At 65.6% G+C, this 19027-nt stretch carries 18 protein-coding genes; 5 read left to right on the plus strand and 13 right to left on the minus strand.

The features are described 5' to 3' along the window. Nucleotides 1-49 precede the first annotated feature (49 nt). Nucleotides 50-1381: an LLM class flavin-dependent oxidoreductase gene (locus BZG29_RS16545; protein ID WP_077405062.1), complete on the plus strand. Its 1332-nt coding sequence runs from the start codon at nucleotides 50-52 to the stop codon at nucleotides 1379-1381. An 11-nt stretch (nucleotides 1382-1392) separates the two neighbouring features. Here the strand turns inward: BZG29_RS16545 and hmgA are convergent, their stop codons facing one another. The 12 genes from hmgA to BZG29_RS16605 form a co-directional block, all read right to left on the minus strand. After that, entirely contained in the window at nucleotides 1393-2697 is a 1305-nt protein-coding gene (hmgA, locus tag BZG29_RS16550) for a homogentisate 1,2-dioxygenase (RefSeq protein ID WP_077405065.1), read from the minus strand. After that, nucleotides 2694-2879 carry a hypothetical protein gene (locus BZG29_RS16555; protein WP_077405067.1) on the minus strand — a complete coding sequence of 62 codons (186 nt, stop codon included), beginning with the start codon at nucleotides 2877-2879 and terminating at the stop codon, nucleotides 2694-2696. The genes hmgA and BZG29_RS16555 overlap by 4 nt, the downstream gene beginning before the upstream one ends. Then, nucleotides 2876-4609, minus strand: a complete 1734-nt coding sequence (locus BZG29_RS16560; protein ID WP_077405070.1) for an FAD-dependent oxidoreductase — start codon at nucleotides 4607-4609, stop codon at nucleotides 2876-2878. Before BZG29_RS16560 ends, BZG29_RS16555 begins: the two co-directional genes overlap by 4 nt. A 21-nt stretch (nucleotides 4610-4630) precedes the next feature. Continuing rightward, nucleotides 4631-5965, minus strand: coding sequence for an MFS transporter (locus BZG29_RS16565; protein ID WP_216350310.1), 1335 nt, complete (start codon nucleotides 5963-5965; stop codon nucleotides 4631-4633). Between the two features lie 175 nt (nucleotides 5966-6140). Beyond that, entirely contained in the window at nucleotides 6141-6956 is an 816-nt protein-coding gene (locus tag BZG29_RS16570; protein ID WP_077405076.1) for a helix-turn-helix transcriptional regulator, read from the minus strand. Between the two features lie 10 nt (nucleotides 6957-6966). Continuing rightward, nucleotides 6967-7476 carry a peptide-methionine (S)-S-oxide reductase MsrA gene (gene msrA, locus BZG29_RS16575; protein ID WP_077405079.1) on the minus strand — a complete coding sequence of 170 codons (510 nt, stop codon included), beginning with the start codon at nucleotides 7474-7476 and terminating at the stop codon, nucleotides 6967-6969. A gap of 66 nt (nucleotides 7477-7542) precedes the next feature. Then, entirely contained in the window at nucleotides 7543-8886 is a 1344-nt protein-coding gene (locus BZG29_RS16580) for an MBL fold metallo-hydrolase (protein ID WP_077405082.1), read from the minus strand. Between the two features lie 114 nt (nucleotides 8887-9000). Beyond that, nucleotides 9001-9975, minus strand: a complete 975-nt coding sequence (gene hemB, locus BZG29_RS16585) for a porphobilinogen synthase (RefSeq protein WP_070218449.1) — start codon at nucleotides 9973-9975, stop codon at nucleotides 9001-9003. 112 nt (nucleotides 9976-10087) lie between these two features. Continuing rightward, on the minus strand, nucleotides 10088-10927 hold the full coding sequence (locus BZG29_RS16590) for a DUF535 family protein (RefSeq protein WP_077405085.1): 840 nt from the start codon (nucleotides 10925-10927) through the stop codon (nucleotides 10088-10090). A 227-nt stretch (nucleotides 10928-11154) separates the two neighbouring features. Beyond that, nucleotides 11155-12507, minus strand: coding sequence for a HAMP domain-containing sensor histidine kinase (locus BZG29_RS16595; RefSeq protein ID WP_077405088.1), 1353 nt, complete (start codon nucleotides 12505-12507; stop codon nucleotides 11155-11157). Then, the gene (locus BZG29_RS16600; RefSeq protein ID WP_077405092.1) at nucleotides 12500-13186 is read right to left on the minus strand and encodes a winged helix-turn-helix domain-containing protein; all 687 of its coding nucleotides are present in this window, start codon (nucleotides 13184-13186) and stop codon (nucleotides 12500-12502) included. Before BZG29_RS16600 ends, BZG29_RS16595 begins: the two co-directional genes overlap by 8 nt. Before the next feature lie 90 nt (nucleotides 13187-13276). Then, entirely contained in the window at nucleotides 13277-13675 is a 399-nt protein-coding gene (locus BZG29_RS16605) for a hypothetical protein (RefSeq protein ID WP_077405095.1), read from the minus strand. Between the two features lie 236 nt (nucleotides 13676-13911). Here BZG29_RS16605 and BZG29_RS16610 point away from each other — a divergent pair, with 236 nt between their 5' ends. The 4 genes from BZG29_RS16610 (at nucleotide 13912) to BZG29_RS16625 (ending at nucleotide 18019) form a co-directional block, all read left to right on the plus strand. Beyond that, nucleotides 13912-14682: a YdiY family protein gene (locus tag BZG29_RS16610; protein WP_077405098.1), complete on the plus strand. Its 771-nt coding sequence runs from the start codon at nucleotides 13912-13914 to the stop codon at nucleotides 14680-14682. A 13-nt stretch (nucleotides 14683-14695) separates the two neighbouring features. After that, nucleotides 14696-16570, plus strand: coding sequence for an alpha/beta fold hydrolase (locus BZG29_RS16615; RefSeq protein WP_077405101.1), 1875 nt, complete (start codon nucleotides 14696-14698; stop codon nucleotides 16568-16570). Nucleotides 16571-16687: 117 nt separating this feature from the next. Further along, nucleotides 16688-17332 (plus strand): hypothetical protein, encoded by a 645-nt coding sequence (locus tag BZG29_RS28530; RefSeq protein ID WP_253192607.1) that lies wholly within the window; start codon nucleotides 16688-16690, stop codon nucleotides 17330-17332. A gap of 6 nt (nucleotides 17333-17338) precedes the next feature. Next, nucleotides 17339-18019, plus strand: coding sequence for an RES family NAD+ phosphorylase (locus BZG29_RS16625; RefSeq protein WP_150130949.1), 681 nt, complete (start codon nucleotides 17339-17341; stop codon nucleotides 18017-18019). An 11-nt stretch (nucleotides 18020-18030) separates the two neighbouring features. Here the strand turns inward: BZG29_RS16625 and BZG29_RS16630 are convergent, their stop codons facing one another. Continuing rightward, nucleotides 18031-19026, minus strand: coding sequence for an HD domain-containing phosphohydrolase (locus BZG29_RS16630; RefSeq protein WP_077409144.1), 996 nt, complete (start codon nucleotides 19024-19026; stop codon nucleotides 18031-18033). Between the last annotated feature and the right edge of the window lies 1 nt (nucleotide 19027).

The raw sequence follows: 19027 nt of genomic DNA on the forward strand, positions 1-19027 counted from the left end.
TGCAAGGTCAAGGCAAAACGCCACGTCGCCAACTTACCACGGAGCCGCCATGCCAGCACGCCAGCTTGTCCTGAATGTCTTTTTACAACGCCACGGCCACCATCCTGCCGCCTGGCGCCATCCATCGGCCAGCGCCAGCGGACGGCCCGACCTGGCCTGGTGGCTAAACGCCGCCAGGCTGGCCGAGGCGGCCAAGTTCGACAGTTTTTTTATCGCCGACTTCATCGGCCGCGCCGGCGACGTCACGCCGGACACGGGCCGCGCCGCCATCGGCCTGCCGTTCGAGCCATTTACCCTGCTGTCGGCCATTGCCGCCGTCACCCGCCATATCGGCCTGATCGCCACCGTCAACACCAATTACGAGCACCCGTACCACGTGGCGCGCAAATTCAGCTCGCTCGACCACCTGAGCGGCGGGCGCGCGGGCTGGAACATCGTCTCCTCGTTTGGCGAACACGCGGCGCGCAATTTCGGCATCGATGCGCCGCGCAGCCACGCCGAGCGCTATGCGCGCGCCGATGAATTCGTGTCCCTGTCCAAGATGCTGTGGGATAGCTGGGATGATGATGCTTTCGACCGGCCCGACCGCGCCGGCGGCCAGTTCTACCAGCCGGCAGCGGGCCATGCGCTCGATTTCCAGGGCCGGTACTTTGCCTCGCAAGGCTTGCTGGACTTGCCCCGCCCCGCGCAGGGCCACCCGGTGCTGGTCCAGGCAGGCAATTCCGAAACGGGCCGCGAATTTGCCGCGCGCCTGGGCGAGATGGTGTACTGCTCGGCCACCTCGCTGCCCGTGGCGCAGGCGTACTACGCGGACGTGAAGGGCCGCATGGCAAAGTATGGCCGCGCCGAGGATCAATTGAAAGTGACGCCGGGGCTGTCGGTGGTGGTAGCCGAGTCGGACCAGCAGGCGCAGGACCAGTTCGGCGAGCTGCAGGCACTGGTCGATTTCAGCCACCTGGAATTTGGCGGTTTTGATTTATCCGGCTATCCGCTCGACGGCCCGCTGCCCGACCTGCCCTACCAGGCGCCAGAAAACGGCAAGGGACGCTTCCTGCAGCAGCTGGAGCTGGCCCGCCGCGAGAACCTGACTTTGCGCCAGCTGGTGCTGCGCTTCAGGGTCGCGCGCGGCCACCTGCAAGCGATCGGCTCCGTCAGAACGGTGGCGGACTTGATGGAACAGTGGTTCGCGGAGCGGGGCGCAGACGGCTTCAACGTCGTGCCGCCCCTGCTGCCGCAAGGCTTCGAGGCATTTACAACGCTGGTGGTGCCGGAACTGCAGCGGCGCGGCCTGTTCCGCACCGAATATGCGGCCAGCACCCTGCGCGGCCACCTGGGCCTGAACCGGCCCGCCAACCCGCATACGCGGGCACGGGCCACTTGAGCTGGACCTGGCTAAGCCTGGTCCGGATCAAAATGCTTGCGCAAGCCTTGCCAGCATTCGAAATAGTCGTTTTGCAGCAGGCCGCCGTCCAGCGCGAATGGCGTGGGCCTGAGGATGGTGCGCGTCTCGAACATGAAGGCCATGGTGTCGCCTACCTTCACGGGCGCGGACGTGTCGCTGTGCGACGCCTTGTCGAAGGTCTGCGCATCGGGGCCGTGGCCGGACATGCAGTTGTGCAGGCTGGCGCCGCCCGGCACGAAGCCGGCCGCCTTGGCGTCGTACACGCCGTGGATCAGTCCCATGAACTCGCTGGCCACGTTGCGGTGGAACCACGGCGGGCGGAAGGTATGCTCGGCCGCCAGCCAGCGCGGCGGAAAGATGGCGAAATCGATGGCGCCGAACAGGGGATTTTCGCTGGGCGCCTGCAGCACCAGGAAGATCGACGGGTCCGGGTGGTCGTAGCTGATCGAGCCGATGGTGTTGAAGCGGCGCAGATCGTATTTGTACGGCGCGTAATTGCCGTGCCAGGCCACCACGTCCAGCGGCGAATGGTCGAGGGTCGTTCGCCACAGGTGGCCGCCGAATTTGGCCAGCAGTTCACATGCGCCGTCGATGTCTTCAAACGCCGCGTGCGGCGTGAGGAAATCGCGGCTGTTGGCCAGGCCGTTCGAGCCGATGGGGCCCATGTCCGGCAGACGGAAGGCCGTGCCGAAGTTTTCGCACACATAGCCGCGCGCCGCGCCGTCCGGCAGGGTCACGCGGAAGCGCACGCCGCGGGGAATCACGGCGATTTCCTGCGGTTCCAGCTCGATCAAGCCCAGTTCCGTGGCGATGGCCAGCCGGCCTTCCTGCGGCACGACCAGCAATTCGCCGTCGGCCGAGTAAAAGAAGCGCTGCATCGAGCGGTTGGCCGCGTACACGTGGATGGCGCAGCCGCTCATGGTTTCGGCGCTGCCGTTGCCGGCCATGGTCTGCCAGCCGTCGATGAAGTCGACCGGCGTACTACTGTCGGGCAGCGGCAGCGGGTCCCAGCGCAGCTGGTTCGGCGGCGTCGGCGGCATGGCGTGGAAGTCGCTGACGATGCGGGTATTTTCCAGCAAGGTAAACGGCGGATGCTGGCTGGCGGGACGGATGCGGTACAGCCACGAGCGCCGGTTCTGCGCGCGCGGCGCCGTGAAGGCCGTGCCCGACAATTGTTCCGCATACAGGCCCAGCGGCGCCTGCTGCGGCGAATTCTGCCCCTGCGGCAAGGCGCCGGCGATGGCTTCCGTGGCAAATTCGTTGCCGAAGCCGCTTTGGTAGCCGGCGCCTATCATGCGCCCTCCGCCAGGCCGTCGGCCGCGTCGCGCAGCAAGCCCTGCACCACATCGGCACGGCCGATGGCGCCCATGGCCAGCAAGGCGAAGCGGGCCAGGAACAGGGGCGAACGCTGTTCGCCCAGGCCGCCCATGGTGTGGCACAGCTCGGTGTAAAGATTATCCAGTTCGATGTCGGTCATGCTGCCTCCTTAATAACTTTTAATGACCCGCTGCGCAAAGTACTGGGGTCAGACCCGCCGGGTCTGACCCCGGCTTTTGCAAGCGCTTCAAGCACCTGCCCCGCCTGCACTTGCCGCCAGCGCCCCAGCACGTGGCCGTCCGGGCGCACGAGATAAAACGTGCCAGGCTGCGCGTCGAACAGCGAGAATACCTGCGCCGTGTGGTCCCAGGCGCACCCTTGCGCGCCGCTGCGGGAAATCGCCACGGTCGTCAGCGGCAAGGTGTCGCCCAGCGCCGCCAGTGCGGATGGTACAGACCCGTCCTCGCTGAAGTACAGTCCCGTGAAATGGCCATCTGCGCGCTTGAGCAAATCGGTAATATACCCCGCTTTTTGCCCGCCGTCGTGCGGCAGCGCCAGCGGGCATTCCGGCAAGACCGTGCCCGGCGCGGGGCCGGCGGCAAACGTCTCGCTATCCGGCGCATTCAGGGCCGACTGCGCATACGCGATGGCGCTCGTCTGGCGCGGGTTGATCAGCGAGCGCACGTGCGCATGCCTGCCCGCCAGGCCCAGCACGGCCGTGCGCATCAGTTCGAAGGCAAACGTGGGCGGCGCCATGAATTCCGTGCTTTTGGTGCCGTGGCGCAAGTTTTCACGGGCAGCGAACACGCGCTCGTCCGAATAGCTGTCCAGCAAGGCATGCGGCGCCTGACCCTTGACGACGTAGGCGAGCTTCCAGGCCAGGTTGTCCGCATCGTCGATGCCCGAGTTCGCCCCGCGCACGCCGAAGATGGGCACCAGGTGGGCCGCATCGCCCGCGAACAGCACGGGGCCGTGCCGGTATTTTTCCAGGGTCAAGGCATTGGCTTTATAAATGGTGATCCACACGGGATGCCAGGGCGCCGTTTCTCCCATCATGGCCAGCAGGCTGTCCACGCGGGGCGCCACGTTTTCCAGCAGCACGGCCGCCTGCGCATCCTCGTCGTCGCGCAACTGGTAGTCGATGCGCCAGATATCGTCGGGCTGCTTGTGCACCAGCACGGTCGAGCCGGGATTCGACGGCGGGTCGAAATACGCGAGGCGCTCCGTCAGGCGCTCGCTCTTCAGGTGGATATCGACGATCACATAGCGCCCTTCATAGCTGGTGCCCTGCAATTTGAGCCCCAGCGCCTCGCGCACCACGCTGCGCCCGCCATCGGCCGCCACCAGCCAATCCGCCTCGATTTTATAGGTCTCATCGGGCGTCGCCACGGTGACGGTGGCGCCGTCGGCGCGCTTGTCCACGCCAGTCACCCGCGTTTGCCAGCGGATATCGATCAATTCCGGCCGGCGCTCGGCCGCATCGAGCAGGAATTGTTCGATATGGTATTGCGCCAGGTTAACCATCGGCGGCAGCTTCTGGTTCGCGTCTTGCGGCATCGTAAAGTGCAGCACTTCCTCGTCGCGGTAAAAACTGCGTCCGCCCGCCCACGGCAAGCCCTTGGCTAAAAAACCGTCGAGTGCACCGAGGCGTTCGATGATTTCCAGGCTGCGCCGCGAGATGCAGATGGCGCGGCTGCCCGTGCACACGCCGTCGTCCGCCTCGATCAGCACCGAGCGCACGCCGTGGCGGGCCAGGCCCAGGGCCGTGGCCAGGCCCACGGGGCCGCCGCCGACGATCAGGACCGGGACATGCTGCGTGGCGGCGCCGGCCGGTTTGCCGGGCGGATACACTTTCGGCACATGGGGATAAGGGTGGAATGTATCGCTCATGATGTTTCCTCTTCAACAATGTTATTTGCTGCTGCGGGCGATCGGCAGGGTCAGCACGATGGCCGCGCCCGCCACCAGCAGCACGCTGGCGTACAGCAAGCCCGTGGCAAAGCTGTGCGTCAAATCCTTCAGCCAGCCCACGACGACGGGATTCAGGGCCGAGCCGATATTGCCCGTGGCATTGATGACGGCGATGCCGATGGCGCGCGCGCCCAGGCTCAATGCCCGGTCCGGCGTCGTCCAGAAGACGGACATGGCCGTATAAGCGCCCGTCGACGCCATGCACACGCCCAGCAATTGCACCACGGGATTGCTTGCATAGGCCGTCAACAACCAGCCGGCGGCCGACAGCAGCATGGGCCAGACGATATGCCAGCGGCGTTCCTGCAGGCGGTCCGAGCGGCGGCCCCAGGCGATCATGCCGACGACGGTGCACACTTGCGGGATGGCCGCCAGCAAGCCGATTTGCGTGTTGCTGGCGTTGCTATTGAAACTTTTCACGATCAATGGCGTCCACACGGCCACCATCGCCAGGGTGTTGACCAGGCAAAAATAGGCGACGCCGAATTTCAATACCGTGGGCGACAGCATTTCCGCCAGCACGGACGTTTTTTGCTGCGGCGCAACAGGTTTCTGCTCGGCCGCCAGCATGCGCGCCAGCACCTGCTGCTCCAGCTTGCCCAGCCAGTTCGCCTTGGCGGGCGAGTCGTCCAGGTAGCCGTACACGGCCAGCCCCAGCAGCACGGAAGGCATGCCTTCGAGCAAGAACAGCCATTGCCAGCCCTTCAAGCCCCAGTGGCCGTCCAGCCCCAGGATCAGGCCCGACAAGGCCGAACCGATGGCAGCCGTGACAGGCATGGCGATCATGAACAGGGCATTGGCGCGCGCCCGGTAGGCGCTGGGAAACCAGTAGGTCAGATACAGCAGCATGCCGGGCAGAAAGCCCGCTTCCGTCACGCCCACCAAAAAGCGCAGCGCATACAGGCTGGCCGGACCGCTGGCGAACAGGGTCGCCGTCGAGGCCAGGCCCCAGGCGATCATCATGCTGCCTATCCATTTACGGGCGCCGATGCGGGCCAGCACGATGTTGCTGGGAATGCTGCAAGCGATGTAGGCGATATAAAACAGGGTGGTGGCAAAGCCGAACTGGGTGCCGGACAGGCCCAGGTCTTGCATCATGGTCAGGCCGGCGAAGCCGATGTTGATGCGGTCGAGAAAGGAAAACACGAACAGCAGGAACAGAAAACCCAGCAGATGGCGCGACACCTTGCGCATCACTTGCTGTTCCAGTTGCAGGGTGGCCGCGTCGAGGACGGGCACGGCGGTGGCGGGGATGGCCGCGGGGGCGATGGTCATGCTTGTCTCCATAAGGTGTCGCTCTCCCCTTGCTATTGTTATTGGGTGAGAGCGGCCGGGTGATCCCGGCTTGCAACACAGTATGCAGACGCGCGCCGCAAACCTTGTCCCCATTTTGGGGACGTTTCACGGCTAAAACTGTCAAAAAGGCGAAGCCATCCCTACGCCAAAAGGACTAAGGGGCTGGCGCCATGCACAGCGCAAACAGTTGCCGCTGGCTGGAAATGCCCAGGCGCTTATAGGCGCGCTTCTGGTACGTGATCACGCTCGATGGCTGCACGCCCATGGTCTCGGCGATTTCCACGGCCGTGAGGCCTTCGAGCACGCAGCGCAGCACGTCCAGTTCGCGCTTGCTCAGGGCGGGGCAATGCTGACGCAGCCTTGCCAGCATCAGCGGCGCGACGCCTTGCGTGGCCTGGCCCTTCAAGCTGTAGTGATGCTTGACGGCATGGGCAAACAGCGGTGACAGGGTTTCGATGCCCGCCACTTCGCCGGGCTGGAACTGGCCCTGGCTGCTGTCGCGGTAGAAATTGACGGACAGCCAGATATCGCCGGCCGGCTGCACCAGCAGGGACAGGCGGTCCGACACATTCGGCTTCTGGTAGCAGACGGCGCGGTAGCCGGGATGGTCGATTTCGTCGCTGGCCTGCTGGTGCAGCACGATGGCGGGATCGATTTTCCGCCCCGGCGCCGGGGCGATCACGCGCTGGTTGCCATCGAGCGCATAGTAATGGCGGGCGTAGCTGTCGGCGATATCCTGCAAAAAGCGCCCGCCGCGCCGGTCCGCCACGGCCACCGTGCGGGGACGGTTGCCGAATTCATAGGCAAAGATCGTGCACTGGGCAATGGGCGCGACCGTGCTGACCGTCTTCAGGATTGCCCCGGCGACGGCGTTCACGTCGGCATGGCCGATGGCCGCCATCAGCTCCAGGGTACGCCCGAAGTCCAGCTGCCCTTCCGCCGGCGGCCGCTCGACGCGCCAGTAACGCATGCCTGGCTCCTTACTGCCCGCGTTGCGGCAAGACCCAGTCCGGCCGGATGTAATGGCAGGTGTAGCCATGCGGCAAGCGCTGCAGATAATCCTGGTGCTCCGGTTCCGCTTCCCAGAACGGGCCGGCCGGCGCCACTTCCGTCACCACCTTGCCGGGCCACAGGCCGGAGGCGTCGACGTCGCGGATCGTGTCCTCGGCCACCAGCCGCTGTTCTTCGCTGGTGTAGAAGATGGCCGAGCGGTAGCTGGTGCCGCGGTCATTGCCCTGGCGGTTTTCCGTGCTGGGGTCGTGGATCTGGAAGAAGAATTCCAGGATCTTGCGGTAGCTGATGGCGGTCGGGTCGAAAATGATCTCGATCGCTTCCGCATGCGTGCCATGGTTGCGGTAGGTGGCGTTGGCCACGTCGCCGCCGCTGTAGCCCACGCGCGTGGCGATCACGCCCGGATAGCGGCGCAGCAAGTCCTGCACGCCCCAGAAGCAGCCGCCGGCCAGGATCGCGGTTTCCTTGTCTTGTGTCATGTTGATCATTCCTTGATCTGAGATACTGGGATTAATCGTTTATCTTACCCTGTCGCGCGATTTTCTTCAGCGGGCCAGCAAGCGCTTGAGCTGCGCCGCCTGGTAAGCGCCGATGGCGTCGTTGAACAGGCAACGGATCAAGGGATCGTCGACGATGTCGGCTTCCATCAGTTCCGCCCGCGTAGCTTCGTCGAAGGGGCCGTCGTTGATGCGCATGTACATCGACGTCAGCGATTCACCCAGCACCAGCGCCGCGTGGCATTTCACCTGCGGCACTTGCGTCGTCCAGCCCGGCGCCTCGCCCGTGTCCGGCACGAGGTCGATCAAGTCGCCGTGCGTGCGGTAATGCAGGATGGTGGCCGCGCCGTCATGGCCGTACAGCGACAATCGCCATACACGCGGGGCCTGGAAATAGCTGTCTTCGGGCAGTTCCATGTCGCGGTAGCGCTCAAGCAAACCATTGCGGCAGAAATCGAGCACCAGCGCCGTGTCGGCGGCGCTCAAGGGGGCGAAACGGCGCGCGATGTCCGCCGTGGCGGGCGGCGCCGCATCGGGACGGTAGTCGAAATCCACGTCCTGCGGGCCCACGGGAATGACCCAGGGCAGCGGCGCGGCAGGCGCCATGCCGTGCGCGTCGAGCAGCACGGCCGTCGACGGGTCGAGGCGGAAGATATGCGTCTCGGGCAGCGCGGCGCCCATTTCATCGGCAAAGCGGCGGTAGGTAATCGGGAACATCGCATGGTTGTACCAGGACCAGTCTTCCTGCACGAACTGGCAGGAGCTGGGCACGAGGTAACGGGGCGCCAGCGCGCGCAGCTGCGGCACCCAGTCGTCGGGAAGCTCGACTGACCCCTGCACTGCCTGCGACGGCGCGATGACGGCGATCTCGCGCATGGTCTGGAACGGCCACAGCACCATGTCCCAGGGCGCGAAGGCGGCCAGCTGCGCCAGCGTCTCGGGGCCGATCCAGGAATCGACGACGTTGAGTACATTCAAGCCCGCTGCGCGCACCTGGAACAGCGAGTCGACATCGTCGTCCAGCGCGCGGCGCGGGATCACCTCGATGCTGCCCACCTGCACGGGCACGTCCACGTGCAGCTTCTCTACCTGCGTAAAACCGAGCGCGCGCAGCATCGCGAACAGTTCGTCGAAGACGCAGTACAAATAGATAGGCGTGGCGCGGTCGAGCGCATCGAGGCTGTCGAGCGAGCAGTGGTCGTCGTGGAAGTGCGAGATGAAGACGGCATCCCAGCGCAGCCGGCGCACGGCGTCCAGGTCGAAGCGCACGGGCGGAAACGCGTGGCAGTTGCGGCTGAACGGGTTTTCGACGATGGGGTCGAAGGCGATGGCCGTGCCTTCGCATTCGAAGACATAGCCGGCGTGCAGGATGCGGGAGATTTTCAGGGGCATGGGGAAGCTGAATAAACCCAACCGCATAGAACCCGGGGTCGGACCCTGAGGGTCCGACCCCAGACTTTGCTTTTGGGGTGAAAAAGAACGCTAACGGCGCGCCAGAGACAAACCTCAATACGGATTATTCAGCACATCCATCGCAAAATACGTAAAGATCATGTCCGCGCCCGCGCGCTTGATGGCGCCCAGGGTTTCCTGCACCACGCGGCGCTCGTCGATGGCGCCCGCCTGGGCGGCGAACTTGATCATCGCATATTCTCCGCTGACCTGGTAGGCGCCGATCGGCAGGCGCGTCACTTCGCGCAGGTCGCGGATGATGTCCAGATAGGCGCCGGCCGGCTTGACCATCAGCGCGTCGGCGCCTTCGGCTTCGTCGATCAACGATTCGCGCACCGCTTCGCGGCGGTTCATCGGGTCCATCTGGTAGGTCTTGCGGTCGCCCTTCAGGGTGCTGCCGGCCGCGTCGCGGAACGGGCCGTACAGGCCGGAGGCGAACTTGGTGGAATACGCCATCACGGGCGTGTCGTGGAAGCCGGCCGCGTCGAGCGCGCTGCGGATGGCCGCCACCTGGCCATCCATGGCCGCCGATGGCGCGATGATATCGGCGCCCGCCTGGGCCGCGATGACGGCCTGCTTGCCCAGGTTGAGCACCGTGCTGTCATTGTCGACCGTGTCGCCATGCAGGATGCCGCAATGGCCGTGGTCCGTGTATTCGCAGAAGCAGGTGTCGGACATGACCACCATTTCCGGCACGGCGTCCTTGATGATGCGCGACATGCGCGCCACCAGGCCGTCCGGGTTCAGGGTGTCCGTGCCGTGGCTGTCCTTGTGGTGCGAAATGCCGAAGGTCATGACGGAGCGCAAACCGGCGCGCGCATAGCGCTCGATTTCCTGCGCCAGCTTCGCTTCGGGAATGCGGCGCACGCCGGGCATGGACTTGATGTCGATGAAATCGCTGGAACCTTCGTCGACGAAGATCGGCAGGACCAGGTCGCGCGGATTGATCTCGGTTTCGCGGAACAGCTCGCGCAGTTGCGGGGTCGCGCGCAGGCGGCGCATGCGCGATGTGGGGAATTGTGCTGGCATGGGGTGACTGGCTTCAGGTTAACAACGCCAGCAAGTATACGCCGATCGCGCCGTTTGCGCCGGGCTGCCCGGCAAAAAAGCCGCGCAGGTCAAAAAATGCCGCCCTGCGCTTTCATTGCGGCTGCAACAGGGCCGCCACCTGCCAGCGCATGTCGGCCGCCAGCTGCACCAGCATGGCGCCGCGGCGGCGCGCATCGGCGCGCTTTTTCGACGGCAGCAGCTCCAGTTCCGGCATCCGGCAAGGGCCGCAAGGCAGGCGGTAGTTGCCGTCGCTGGTGGGCAGCGCATGCAGTTCCCGCCACGCCAGGTCGTAGTCGCACGAGATATGGCGGCGCCGGCGCCAGTTCAGCGCGATGCGGTTGGCGTTGCTGACCAGGTCCAGGTGGCCGCAGCCGAAAAAGTCGCCCAGGTCGCGCAAGGCGGCCACCATCAGGTTTTTCGGCCGGCAGCCGTGCAGCGCCCGCGTGGCTTCCTTCACCGCCTGCGCGCCGGCGGGCGAGCGCAAACCCTGCAAGGCGCCCAGCTGGATGACGGCGCCGCCAGGCTGCGACCGAAACAGGAAACTGGCCAGGTACAGCGACACGCCGTCGCGCGTCAGGCGCAGGCACAGCTCCCCTTCGCGGTGGCTGTCGTGGATGGCCGTCAGCTGCAGGCGGTAGCTGGCGCCATCCTTGCCTTCGATGCTGGCCAGCACCAGCGCGCGCCGCGCCGCGTATTCCACCAGCGGCCGCGCGCCCGCCTGCCACAGGAAACGGTAATGCCCGCACAGCAGGTCCACTCTCGCCGCGCAACCGAGCTGGCGGCTGGCGTAGGGCCGATAGATCTTGTAGCGCAGGCTGGGATGGGCTTGCGCCAGCGCCGCCAGGCCCGGCGTCGCGGCGATGACCGCTTGCCAGCGCGCGCTGCACGGGAAAGACGAGCGCGCCCAGCGCCGCCTTGATCCGGTGGCCATGCTGGCGCAGTGGCGCCGGTTGCGGCGCGGCGTTGTCGCCGGTGGCGGTAAATGTATGCATGAAACGGCTCTACTGAACGGGACGCGGCGACGGCCGCAGGCAGCCCGGCACGGGCCGCTGCGCGCACGCAGCCGCTCTACGCGGGGTAGAGCGGATGATAGGGGGAGGCGAAAATGAAGGGGGTTACAAGTTGGTAATGTGCGGATATGCCACGTGCACTGGCAACCTAGCGCAGCAGCCGCAAGCGCAGGCGCAGGCCCGGCGCCGCATCCTCGATATCCAGGCTGCCGCCATGCAGGGCCGCGATGGCCGCCACGATGGACAGGCCCAGGCCATTGCCGGGCAAGTGGCGGCTCTTGTCGAGCCGGTAGAAGCGCTGCGTCAGCTTCGGCAATTCCTCCGTCGGCACGCCGGGGCCGTTGTCGCGCACGGCCAGCCAGCAGCCCCGTTCATCGCTGCCGGCCGACACTTCCACCGTGGCGCCCGGGCCCGCGTACTTGATGGCATTGTCGACCAGGCTGGCCAGGGCGCTGCCCAGCAGATTGCGGTCGCCGCGCGCCGGCACGCCCTCGCCATACATCTGCACCAGCAGCACGCCCTGCTCGTCGGCCGTCGCTTCGTACATTTCCACGATGTCGGCGCCGATCTGCTGCAGGTCGATGTCGTCGAAATTCTCGGGACGCATGCCCGATTCGGCCGCCGCGATCTGCAGCAGCTTGTCGAACACGCGGGTCAGGTCGTCGATGTCGTCGATGGCCGCCTGCGCCGCGCTCTCGTAGCCGGCCACGTCCTGATGCTGGCGCAAGGCGCCATCGAGCTTGTTGCGGATGCGCGCCAGCGGCGTGCGCAAGTCGTGCGCGATGGCGTTCGACACGTGGCGCACGCCTTCCATCAAGTGTTCGATGCGGTCGAGCATGCGGTTGATGTCGCGGCTCAGCAAGCCGAATTCATCCTCGCTGGCGACGGGGATGCGCCGGCTCAGGTCGCCCGCCTCGATTTCCCCCGCCGTGCGGCGGATTTGCCCGATGCGCGCCTCGAGCTGGCGGCGGAACAGCCAGGCGCCCGCCACCACCAGCAGGATGGCCACCCCGCCGCCATAGGCCAGCGAGCGCAGCACCAGGGTGCGGATCGACTTGCCCTCTTCCATGTCGCGCCCGACGAACAGGCGCGCGCCGCCCGCCAGGTCGCGGATCAGCATGCGCGCGGGCACCCGGCGCCCTTCGCGCGTGACGTCGCGGTGCAGCAAGCGGCCCACGGGGCTGCCCACGTCGGGCCAGGACGACAGATTGCCCGCCACGCGGCGGCCATCGGCGCCCACCAGCAGGAAGATTTCCGTGTCGCTGTCGGTGCGGTCGGTCAGCAAATGGGCGATTTCCGCCGTCGTGCGGCTGGCATCGTCCTGCTGGTACAGCGCGGCGAGGCGCTCCGAGAGCAGGGTCAGCTTGCGGTCCACGCTGCGATCGAGCACGCCGATGGTGCCGAAATAGAAGACGGCGCAGACGATGCTGATCGAGACAACCACCAGCACGCCATAGCCGAGCGCCAGGCGGGCCGCGATCGAGCGGTGCCAGTTACGCACTGTCGATCACGCCCAGGGTGTAGCCGACGCCGCGCACCGTGTGGATCAGCGGCGGCGAAAATTCCTTGTCCACCTTGGTGCGCAAACGGCTCACCTGCACGTCGATGACGTTGGTCTGCGGGTCGAAATGGTAGTCCCACACGGCTTCGAGCAGCATGGCGCGCGTGACGGACTGGCCCTGGTGGCGCATCAGGTATTCGAGCAGGCGAAATTCGCGCGGCTGCAGGGCGATTTGCCGGTTGGCGCGCGTCACGCGCATGGTGCGCATGTCGAGCACCAGGTCGGCCACCTGCAGCTGCGTCGCTTCGGGCACGGGCGCGGCGCGCCGCAGCAGCGCCTCGATGCGCGCCAGCAGTTCGGCGATGGCGAACGGTTTTGACAGGTAATCGTCGCCGCCGCTGCGCAGGCCGCGCACGCGCTCGTCGACGCTGGACAGGGCCGACAATACCAGCACGGGCGTGTTGCGGCCCATGCCGCGCAGGCGCGCGACGATGGCCAGGCCGTCGATCTCGCCGGGCAGCAGGCGGTCGAGCACCAGCGCATCCCAGTCTTCGCCGCAGGCCAGGCGCATGCCGTCGATGCCATTGTCGCAGGCGGTGACGTCGTGGCCAGCCTCGCGCAGGCCGGCACAGATATAGCGGGAAGTTTCAGCTTCGTCTTCGATGACCAGGCAGCGCACGGGAGTTCCTTGTAAAAATCAGGGCAGCAGATAGGCGCAGCATACGCCAGGCGCGCGCCACTTGCCAGCCCCGCCGGGCGGCATCCCCGGCTAGTTACATTTTCCGCGCAGCTTGGCGATCGCCACGAAGGGCAAGGCATACACGCCGCCGATGCCGATCGGGCCGATGCCGGTGGGCTGGCGCTTCAAGCCGTCGGCGTGCAGGCAGTCGGGCACCTTCGCCTCGGCGAAGGCGGCGGCGAACTGCTCGTATTTTCTGTCGGCGCGTATCGTCACCTGCTGCATGGCCGGCTGCGGCAAAGCGTCGCGCGCCTGCGCCTCTTCCGCCAGCACGGCGCGCACAGCCTCGCGTATCATCGTTTGCGTCATTTGCGGTGCCGGCCCAGGCCCCGGCGCCGGCGCTGCTTCGGGCGTCTGCGCGCCCGCTGGCGCCGCAGCGCACAGCCATATCAAGGTAACAATCTTGCTTGCCATTTTCATCGTCATCATTCATGCATGCCAGGTTTGCAATATTTCTCATAATATAGCAGCATTCATGCGCGCCGCCGCGTGCGGCGAACGATGGCAGGGTCGGGTACAATACAGCCTCGACAATTTTTGGCCGCGCCCGCGCGCGCATGTGCGCAGGTTTATCGGCGCCTCCCGGCTTGCCGCGGCCTGCATAGCCACCACTGCCATTAACGAACAGCAGGCACGCCTGGCGCGCGCCACAGACAAATACAGCCATGAAATCGACCCACTCTCTCGCACTGGCGCTGGCCATCACCTGCGGCAGCGCCGCCGCCGCAGACACCAAGCAAAGCATGCTGTTCGATGAAATCCCCATCGGCAGCTGGAGCACTTCCGCCGAACTGGGCGCCATCACCACCTCGGGCAACACGGTCGGCACCTCCGTCACGGGCAAGATCGACGCGCGCCAGGAACTCGATGACTGGAGCAACCAGTACATCTTCAGCGGCTACTTCAAGGAAGATGAAACGACGAACGACGACGGCGAGAAAGTGCGCGAACGCTCGGCGGAACGCTTTTCCGCCTCCGCCAAGGCCGCCTACAAGCTGATGGCCGACCATGAAAAACTGTTCGTGCTGGCCTCGCACGTGAACGACAAGTTCGGCGCCTACACCAAGTACTCGACCCTGGCCGTCGGTCATGGCTCGCGCTGGTACCAGTCGAGCGACAAAAGCGTCGACGTGGAAATCGGTCCCGGCTATTTCAGCGGCACCAATGATGCGGGCGAATCGGAACACGGCCTGACGGTGCGCGGCGCGGCCGCCATGAAGTGGAAGATCAGCCAGTCGGCCATGTTTACGCAAACGGTCAGCGTGGAACGGGGCACCTCGAACACCCACTCGATCGCCGAGACGGCCCTCAGCACGAAAATCAACGGCACCATGCAGATGAAGGCCGCCTTCAGCGCCCGCAACGACACGCGCGTACCGGACGACAAGAAGAACACGGATACGCAAACGTCGCTGACCCTGGTCTACTCGTTCTAGGCGAGAACCGGCCATGCTGATGCGGCGTCTGCGCGTATGCGCCCTCCTGTGCGCCGCGGCGCTCCTGAGCGGCTGCGCCGCCGTCACCGTCAGCGCGATTTCCCCGGCCGACTACCTGCAGCAGCGGCGCGGCGACATCCTCACCACGGGGAAACTGAGCGCCGCAGCCAGCGAGGTGCTGCGCATCATCGGCAGCGACATCGCCGCCTGCGAAGCCAATACGGGCAGCTGCCGCGCCGACCTGGCCCGCTCCGAGCTGCTCAGCGACGAGCAGCGCCTGGCCACCCTGTCCGAATTGTGGCTGGAAAGCGCGCTGGCGGAAGAAAAACAGGGCGGCCACGCCAGCGCCGAACTGCTGGCCGCCTGGCTGGAATCGGCCCGCTATGCGTATGCCTACCTGTTCTACACGACGCGCACGCCGGGCCAGCGCGCCTTCGAAGAGCGCCAGACGCAAATCCGCGACTACTATAACTACGCCGTGCAAAAGGCTGTCGGCAACCTGTTCCGCCACCGCGGCGAATACCGGCCGGACGGCCATGTGATCCGCGTCGCCGGCTGGCAGATCGACAGCGAATTGTCGGCCCTGCGCCTGCCCGAGGACGGCACCCTGCCCGAAGAACTGCTGCCGGCCACCTCGCTGTCGTTTTCCGGCCTGCGCAATGTGTACCGGCGCGACGGCTTCGGCGCCGACCTGGTGGCCGTCATGCCAAAGCCCCGGGCGCCGAAAGGCGACTATGTGCCCTACCAGGAAACGCGCTTCCCCGTCGTCACGGCGCTGATCCGCTTCGACGGCAACAGCCTGCAGGAAGTGCTGGCCACGCAGCAGCTGCTGGTGATGCTGGTCGACCCGACGCGCAGCGAATCGACGCGCATGGCGGGCCAGGAACTGCCCGTGGCCGCCAATTTCACGGCCGGCTATGGCCTGTGGCTGGCCCGTTCCGGCTTCGGCGTGCAGGCGCTGCGCACCCTGTTCGGCCGCGCCGACGGCATTTCGCGCCCGCAGGTGCACCTGATGCAGCCCTACGACCCGAACAAGCGCACCATCGTCATGCTGCACGGCCTGGCCAGCAGCCCGGAAGCGTGGATCAACGTGGCGAATGAACTGATGGGCGACGAACAGCTGCGCCGCCGCTACCAGATCTGGCAGGTCTACTACCCGAGCAATGCGCCGCTGGCGGCCAACAACGCCGCCATCCGCCAGGCGCTGGCCGCCACCCTGGCGCAGTTCGACCCGGCTGGCAAGGCGATTGCGGCGAACGAGATGGTCTTGATCGGCCATAGCATGGGCGGCGTGCTGGCGCGCCTGATGGTGTCCGATGCCAGCAACACCCTGCTCGACGCCATCACGGAAGAATACAATTTGAAGGGCAAGAAGGCAGAAAAAGTGCGCGCCGGCCTGGCGCCCTACCTCAATTTCACGGCCATGCCGCAGGTGAACCGCGCCATCTTCATCGCCGCGCCGCACCGCGGCACCTCGTTCGCCAACCACAAGGTGGCGCGCTGGATCGCCAACCTCGTCACCTTGCCGATCACCATGCTCGACCAGCTGTCCGACGCGGCCGGCAGCCTGGCGCAGCTCGACACTGGCAGCAGCGAGCCGCTGCGCATCCCCAACAGCATCGATAACCTCAGCGACAAGGACCCGTTCGTGCGCCTGGTGGCGGAACTGCCCATCAGCCCGAAAGTGCGCTACTACTCCATCATGGGCAACGACACGCCGGACCTGCCGCTGGCGGAATCGAGCGACGGCGTAGTGCCCTACGCCAGCGCCCACCTCGACGGCGCGCAATCGGAAAAAGTCATCCCCTCGTGGCACAGCGTGCAGGAAAGCCCGCAGGCGATCCTGGAGATACGGCGGATCTTGCGGCTGCCGGACACCCTGCCCTGATCGGCCGCATATATCTTGCTGTCCGATGCCGGAAAAATGCGCTCCCCGCTTGATAAAGTTGCGAAACATGATAATCTTGTGTGTGATATGCTTGTTGCATATACCCGAGGAGCGAACATGACAGCGCATCTGCATCACGCCACCCTGGCGCCCGAGCGCCAGGAATGGACCGACAATGACCTGCGGGTAGTGGAGCAATTCTCGCAATTGGTGAGCGCACAGCTCGACCTATTGGCGCAAGGCCCCGAGCGCGAGCGCCTGATCGACGTGGCCACGCGCGCGCTCGATGCGGCGCGCGCCTCGCTGCGCGCAGCGCCGCCAGGCATGCCGCTCCAGCTTCCCGTGTCAAAACTCAAGGTCTCCGATGTCATTGGGCAAGGATGGGTGGAACTGTCGCAGGCGTCGCTGTATCGCGCCGTGGAAAGCCAGCGGTTTTATTGCGTGACGCCCAAGGGGCGCAGTATCGGCAAGGAATTTCCGGCATGGCAATTTGTGCAGCCCGTGCCGGAACTGATCGCGCCCGTGCTGGCCATCCTGGCCGGCCAGCCGAGTAGTGACATCCATGCCTTCTGGATCAGCAGCGCAGACGAACTCAACGAACTTTCGCCGGCAGAGATGCTCGCAGGCAAATCGTTTGAAACGCGGCCCGCAGTGCATCCCAGCCAGCAGGCGCTGCTGGATCTGCCGGCCAGCGAGAGATTACGCAAGGTCATGGCGTCGGCAAAGTGGCAGCATAGGGGGATGGCTGACATCATAGGCTAGTCCCGCATGACGCCTGCACTGCAAGAAACACCAATTCCGCCAGACATGGCCGCACGCCTGCCGGCATTGGCATCGCTGCGCACTGAATTATTGAGCAATATCATCATCCTTCCGGCCGGCCAGGCCCTCGTGCGCGCGGCGTGGAACACGGCCTCCATCTGGCCGGCGAAGGTTGAACGTACCTACCGCTTCGGTCCGCCCGCCGAGCTGGCTGGTCCGAGCGGTTTCCCCTATCACTGGATATATATTGCTGGCGATGCCGACACGGCGGCCTGGGAAGCCCAGCTTTGCCAAAACGACGTGACGCGTCCGGGCACCTTTTACATCGCGCACAGGGCGGAACAAGCGCTGATCGCGACCTTGCCATTCAGCGTGCCGCTGCGACTGCTCGACCTGACAGGCCTGGCCGCCAGCCGGCTGGGCATCTATGACCAATTGCGCAGCCCCGATCACGGCTGGTGCCAATGGCTGGGCTGGCAGCTGGATCAGATCATTGCGCAGGAGGCAGGCGCGATTCACGGCTTCATGTATCCATCGCGCCGCCAGCCCGGCAAACTTGCCTATGCAATATCCTCTCGCCAGATGACAACATTGGGGACAAGCATGGCGTGCTCACAGCTGCCATTCGGCGACACTGAGGCATACTCACGCTTGCAGTGCGATCGCCTGCGCGTGGACCCGCCCTGACCTGAAGCTCCCTACACCGGCTCGCGCCACTTGTCCTTGATTTCCAGCATGGCCGGCAGTTGCTCGATGAACAACGCCAGCAGTTGCGGGTCGAAGTGCGTGCCGCTGTCTCGCTGCATGGTGGCGATGGCTTCGTCGACCGTCCAGGCGCGCTTGTACGGGCGTTCGCTGGTGAGGGCGTCGAAGACGTCGGCGATGGCGACGATGCGGCCTTCGTGGGGGATTTCCTCGCCTTGCAAGCCTTGCGGATAGCCGCTGCCGTCCCATTTCTCGTGGTGCGTCAGGGCGATGGTGCGCGCCATTTTCAGCAGGCCGCCCGCGTGCTCGCCGATGATCGCCGCGCCGATTTCCGCGTGGCGGCGCATGACGTTCCATTCGTCCGCATCGAGCTTGCCCGGCTTTTGCAGGATGGCGTCGGGGATGCCGATCTTGCCCACGTCGTGCATGGGGGCCGCATTCAACAAATCTTCCGCCCTGCCCGCGCTGTAGCCGGCCGCCAGCGCCAGCTGGCGCGCGTAATAGCTCATGCGGATGACGTGCATGCCCGTCTCGTTGTCCTTGTATTCGGCCGCCTGGCCCAGGGTCTGGATCACCTGCAGGCGCGAGCGGCGCAATTCCTCGGCGTCGACCAGCGACAAGTGCGTGCGCACGCGGGCGCGCACGATGGACGGGCTGACGGGTTTCGTGATGTAGTCGACGGCGCCCGCGTCAAAACCGTCCGCCTCGTCCTTCACGTCGCACAGGGCGGTGACAAAAATAACGGGGATGGAGGCCGTGGCCGGCATGGCCTTCAGCTGGCGGCACACCTCATAGCCCGTCATCGCGGGCATCATGATGTCGAGCAGGATCAGTTCGACGGGATTGTTCTGCGCCAGTTCCAGCGCCTTCTCGCCATCCTTCGCATACAGCAGCCGGTAATCGTCCTGCAAAATCTGGCGCAGCACCTGCAGATTCGTCGCTTCATCGTCAACCAGCAGCAGGATCGGTTTGTCTTCGTGTAAGGTCATC

Source organism: Janthinobacterium sp. LM6, from assembly GCF_002002885.1.
Classification (GTDB): Bacteria; Pseudomonadota; Gammaproteobacteria; order Burkholderiales; family Burkholderiaceae_D; genus Janthinobacterium; species Janthinobacterium kumbetense.

Coding starts and splice junctions, on each gene's coding strand:
- BZG29_RS16545 (WP_077405062.1), top strand. CDS start 50: ATGCCAGCACGCCAGCTTGTCCTGAATGTCTTTTTACAACGCCACGGC.
- hmgA (WP_077405065.1), bottom strand. CDS start 2,697: ATGATAGGCGCCGGCTACCAAAGCGGCTTCGGCAACGAATTTGCCACG.
- BZG29_RS16555 (WP_077405067.1), bottom strand. CDS start 2,879: ATGACCGACATCGAACTGGATAATCTTTACACCGAGCTGTGCCACACC.
- BZG29_RS16560 (WP_077405070.1), bottom strand. CDS start 4,609: ATGAGCGATACATTCCACCCTTATCCCCATGTGCCGAAAGTGTATCCG.
- BZG29_RS16565 (WP_216350310.1), bottom strand. CDS start 5,965: ATGACCATCGCCCCCGCGGCCATCCCCGCCACCGCCGTGCCCGTCCTC.
- BZG29_RS16570 (WP_077405076.1), bottom strand. CDS start 6,956: ATGCGTTACTGGCGCGTCGAGCGGCCGCCGGCGGAAGGGCAGCTGGAC.
- msrA (WP_077405079.1), bottom strand. CDS start 7,476: ATGACACAAGACAAGGAAACCGCGATCCTGGCCGGCGGCTGCTTCTGG.
- BZG29_RS16580 (WP_077405082.1), bottom strand. CDS start 8,886: ATGCCCCTGAAAATCTCCCGCATCCTGCACGCCGGCTATGTCTTCGAA.
- hemB (WP_070218449.1), bottom strand. CDS start 9,975: ATGCCAGCACAATTCCCCACATCGCGCATGCGCCGCCTGCGCGCGACC.
- BZG29_RS16590 (WP_077405085.1), bottom strand. CDS start 10,927: ATGGCCACCGGATCAAGGCGGCGCTGGGCGCGCTCGTCTTTCCCGTGC.
- BZG29_RS16605 (WP_077405095.1), bottom strand. CDS start 13,675: ATGATGACGATGAAAATGGCAAGCAAGATTGTTACCTTGATATGGCTG.
- BZG29_RS16610 (WP_077405098.1), top strand. CDS start 13,912: ATGAAATCGACCCACTCTCTCGCACTGGCGCTGGCCATCACCTGCGGC.
- BZG29_RS16615 (WP_077405101.1), top strand. CDS start 14,696: ATGCTGATGCGGCGTCTGCGCGTATGCGCCCTCCTGTGCGCCGCGGCG.
- BZG29_RS28530 (WP_253192607.1), top strand. CDS start 16,688: ATGACAGCGCATCTGCATCACGCCACCCTGGCGCCCGAGCGCCAGGAA.
- BZG29_RS16625 (WP_150130949.1), top strand. CDS start 17,339: ATGACGCCTGCACTGCAAGAAACACCAATTCCGCCAGACATGGCCGCA.
- BZG29_RS16630 (WP_077409144.1), bottom strand. CDS start 19,026: ATGACCTTACACGAAGACAAACCGATCCTGCTGCTGGTTGACGATGAA.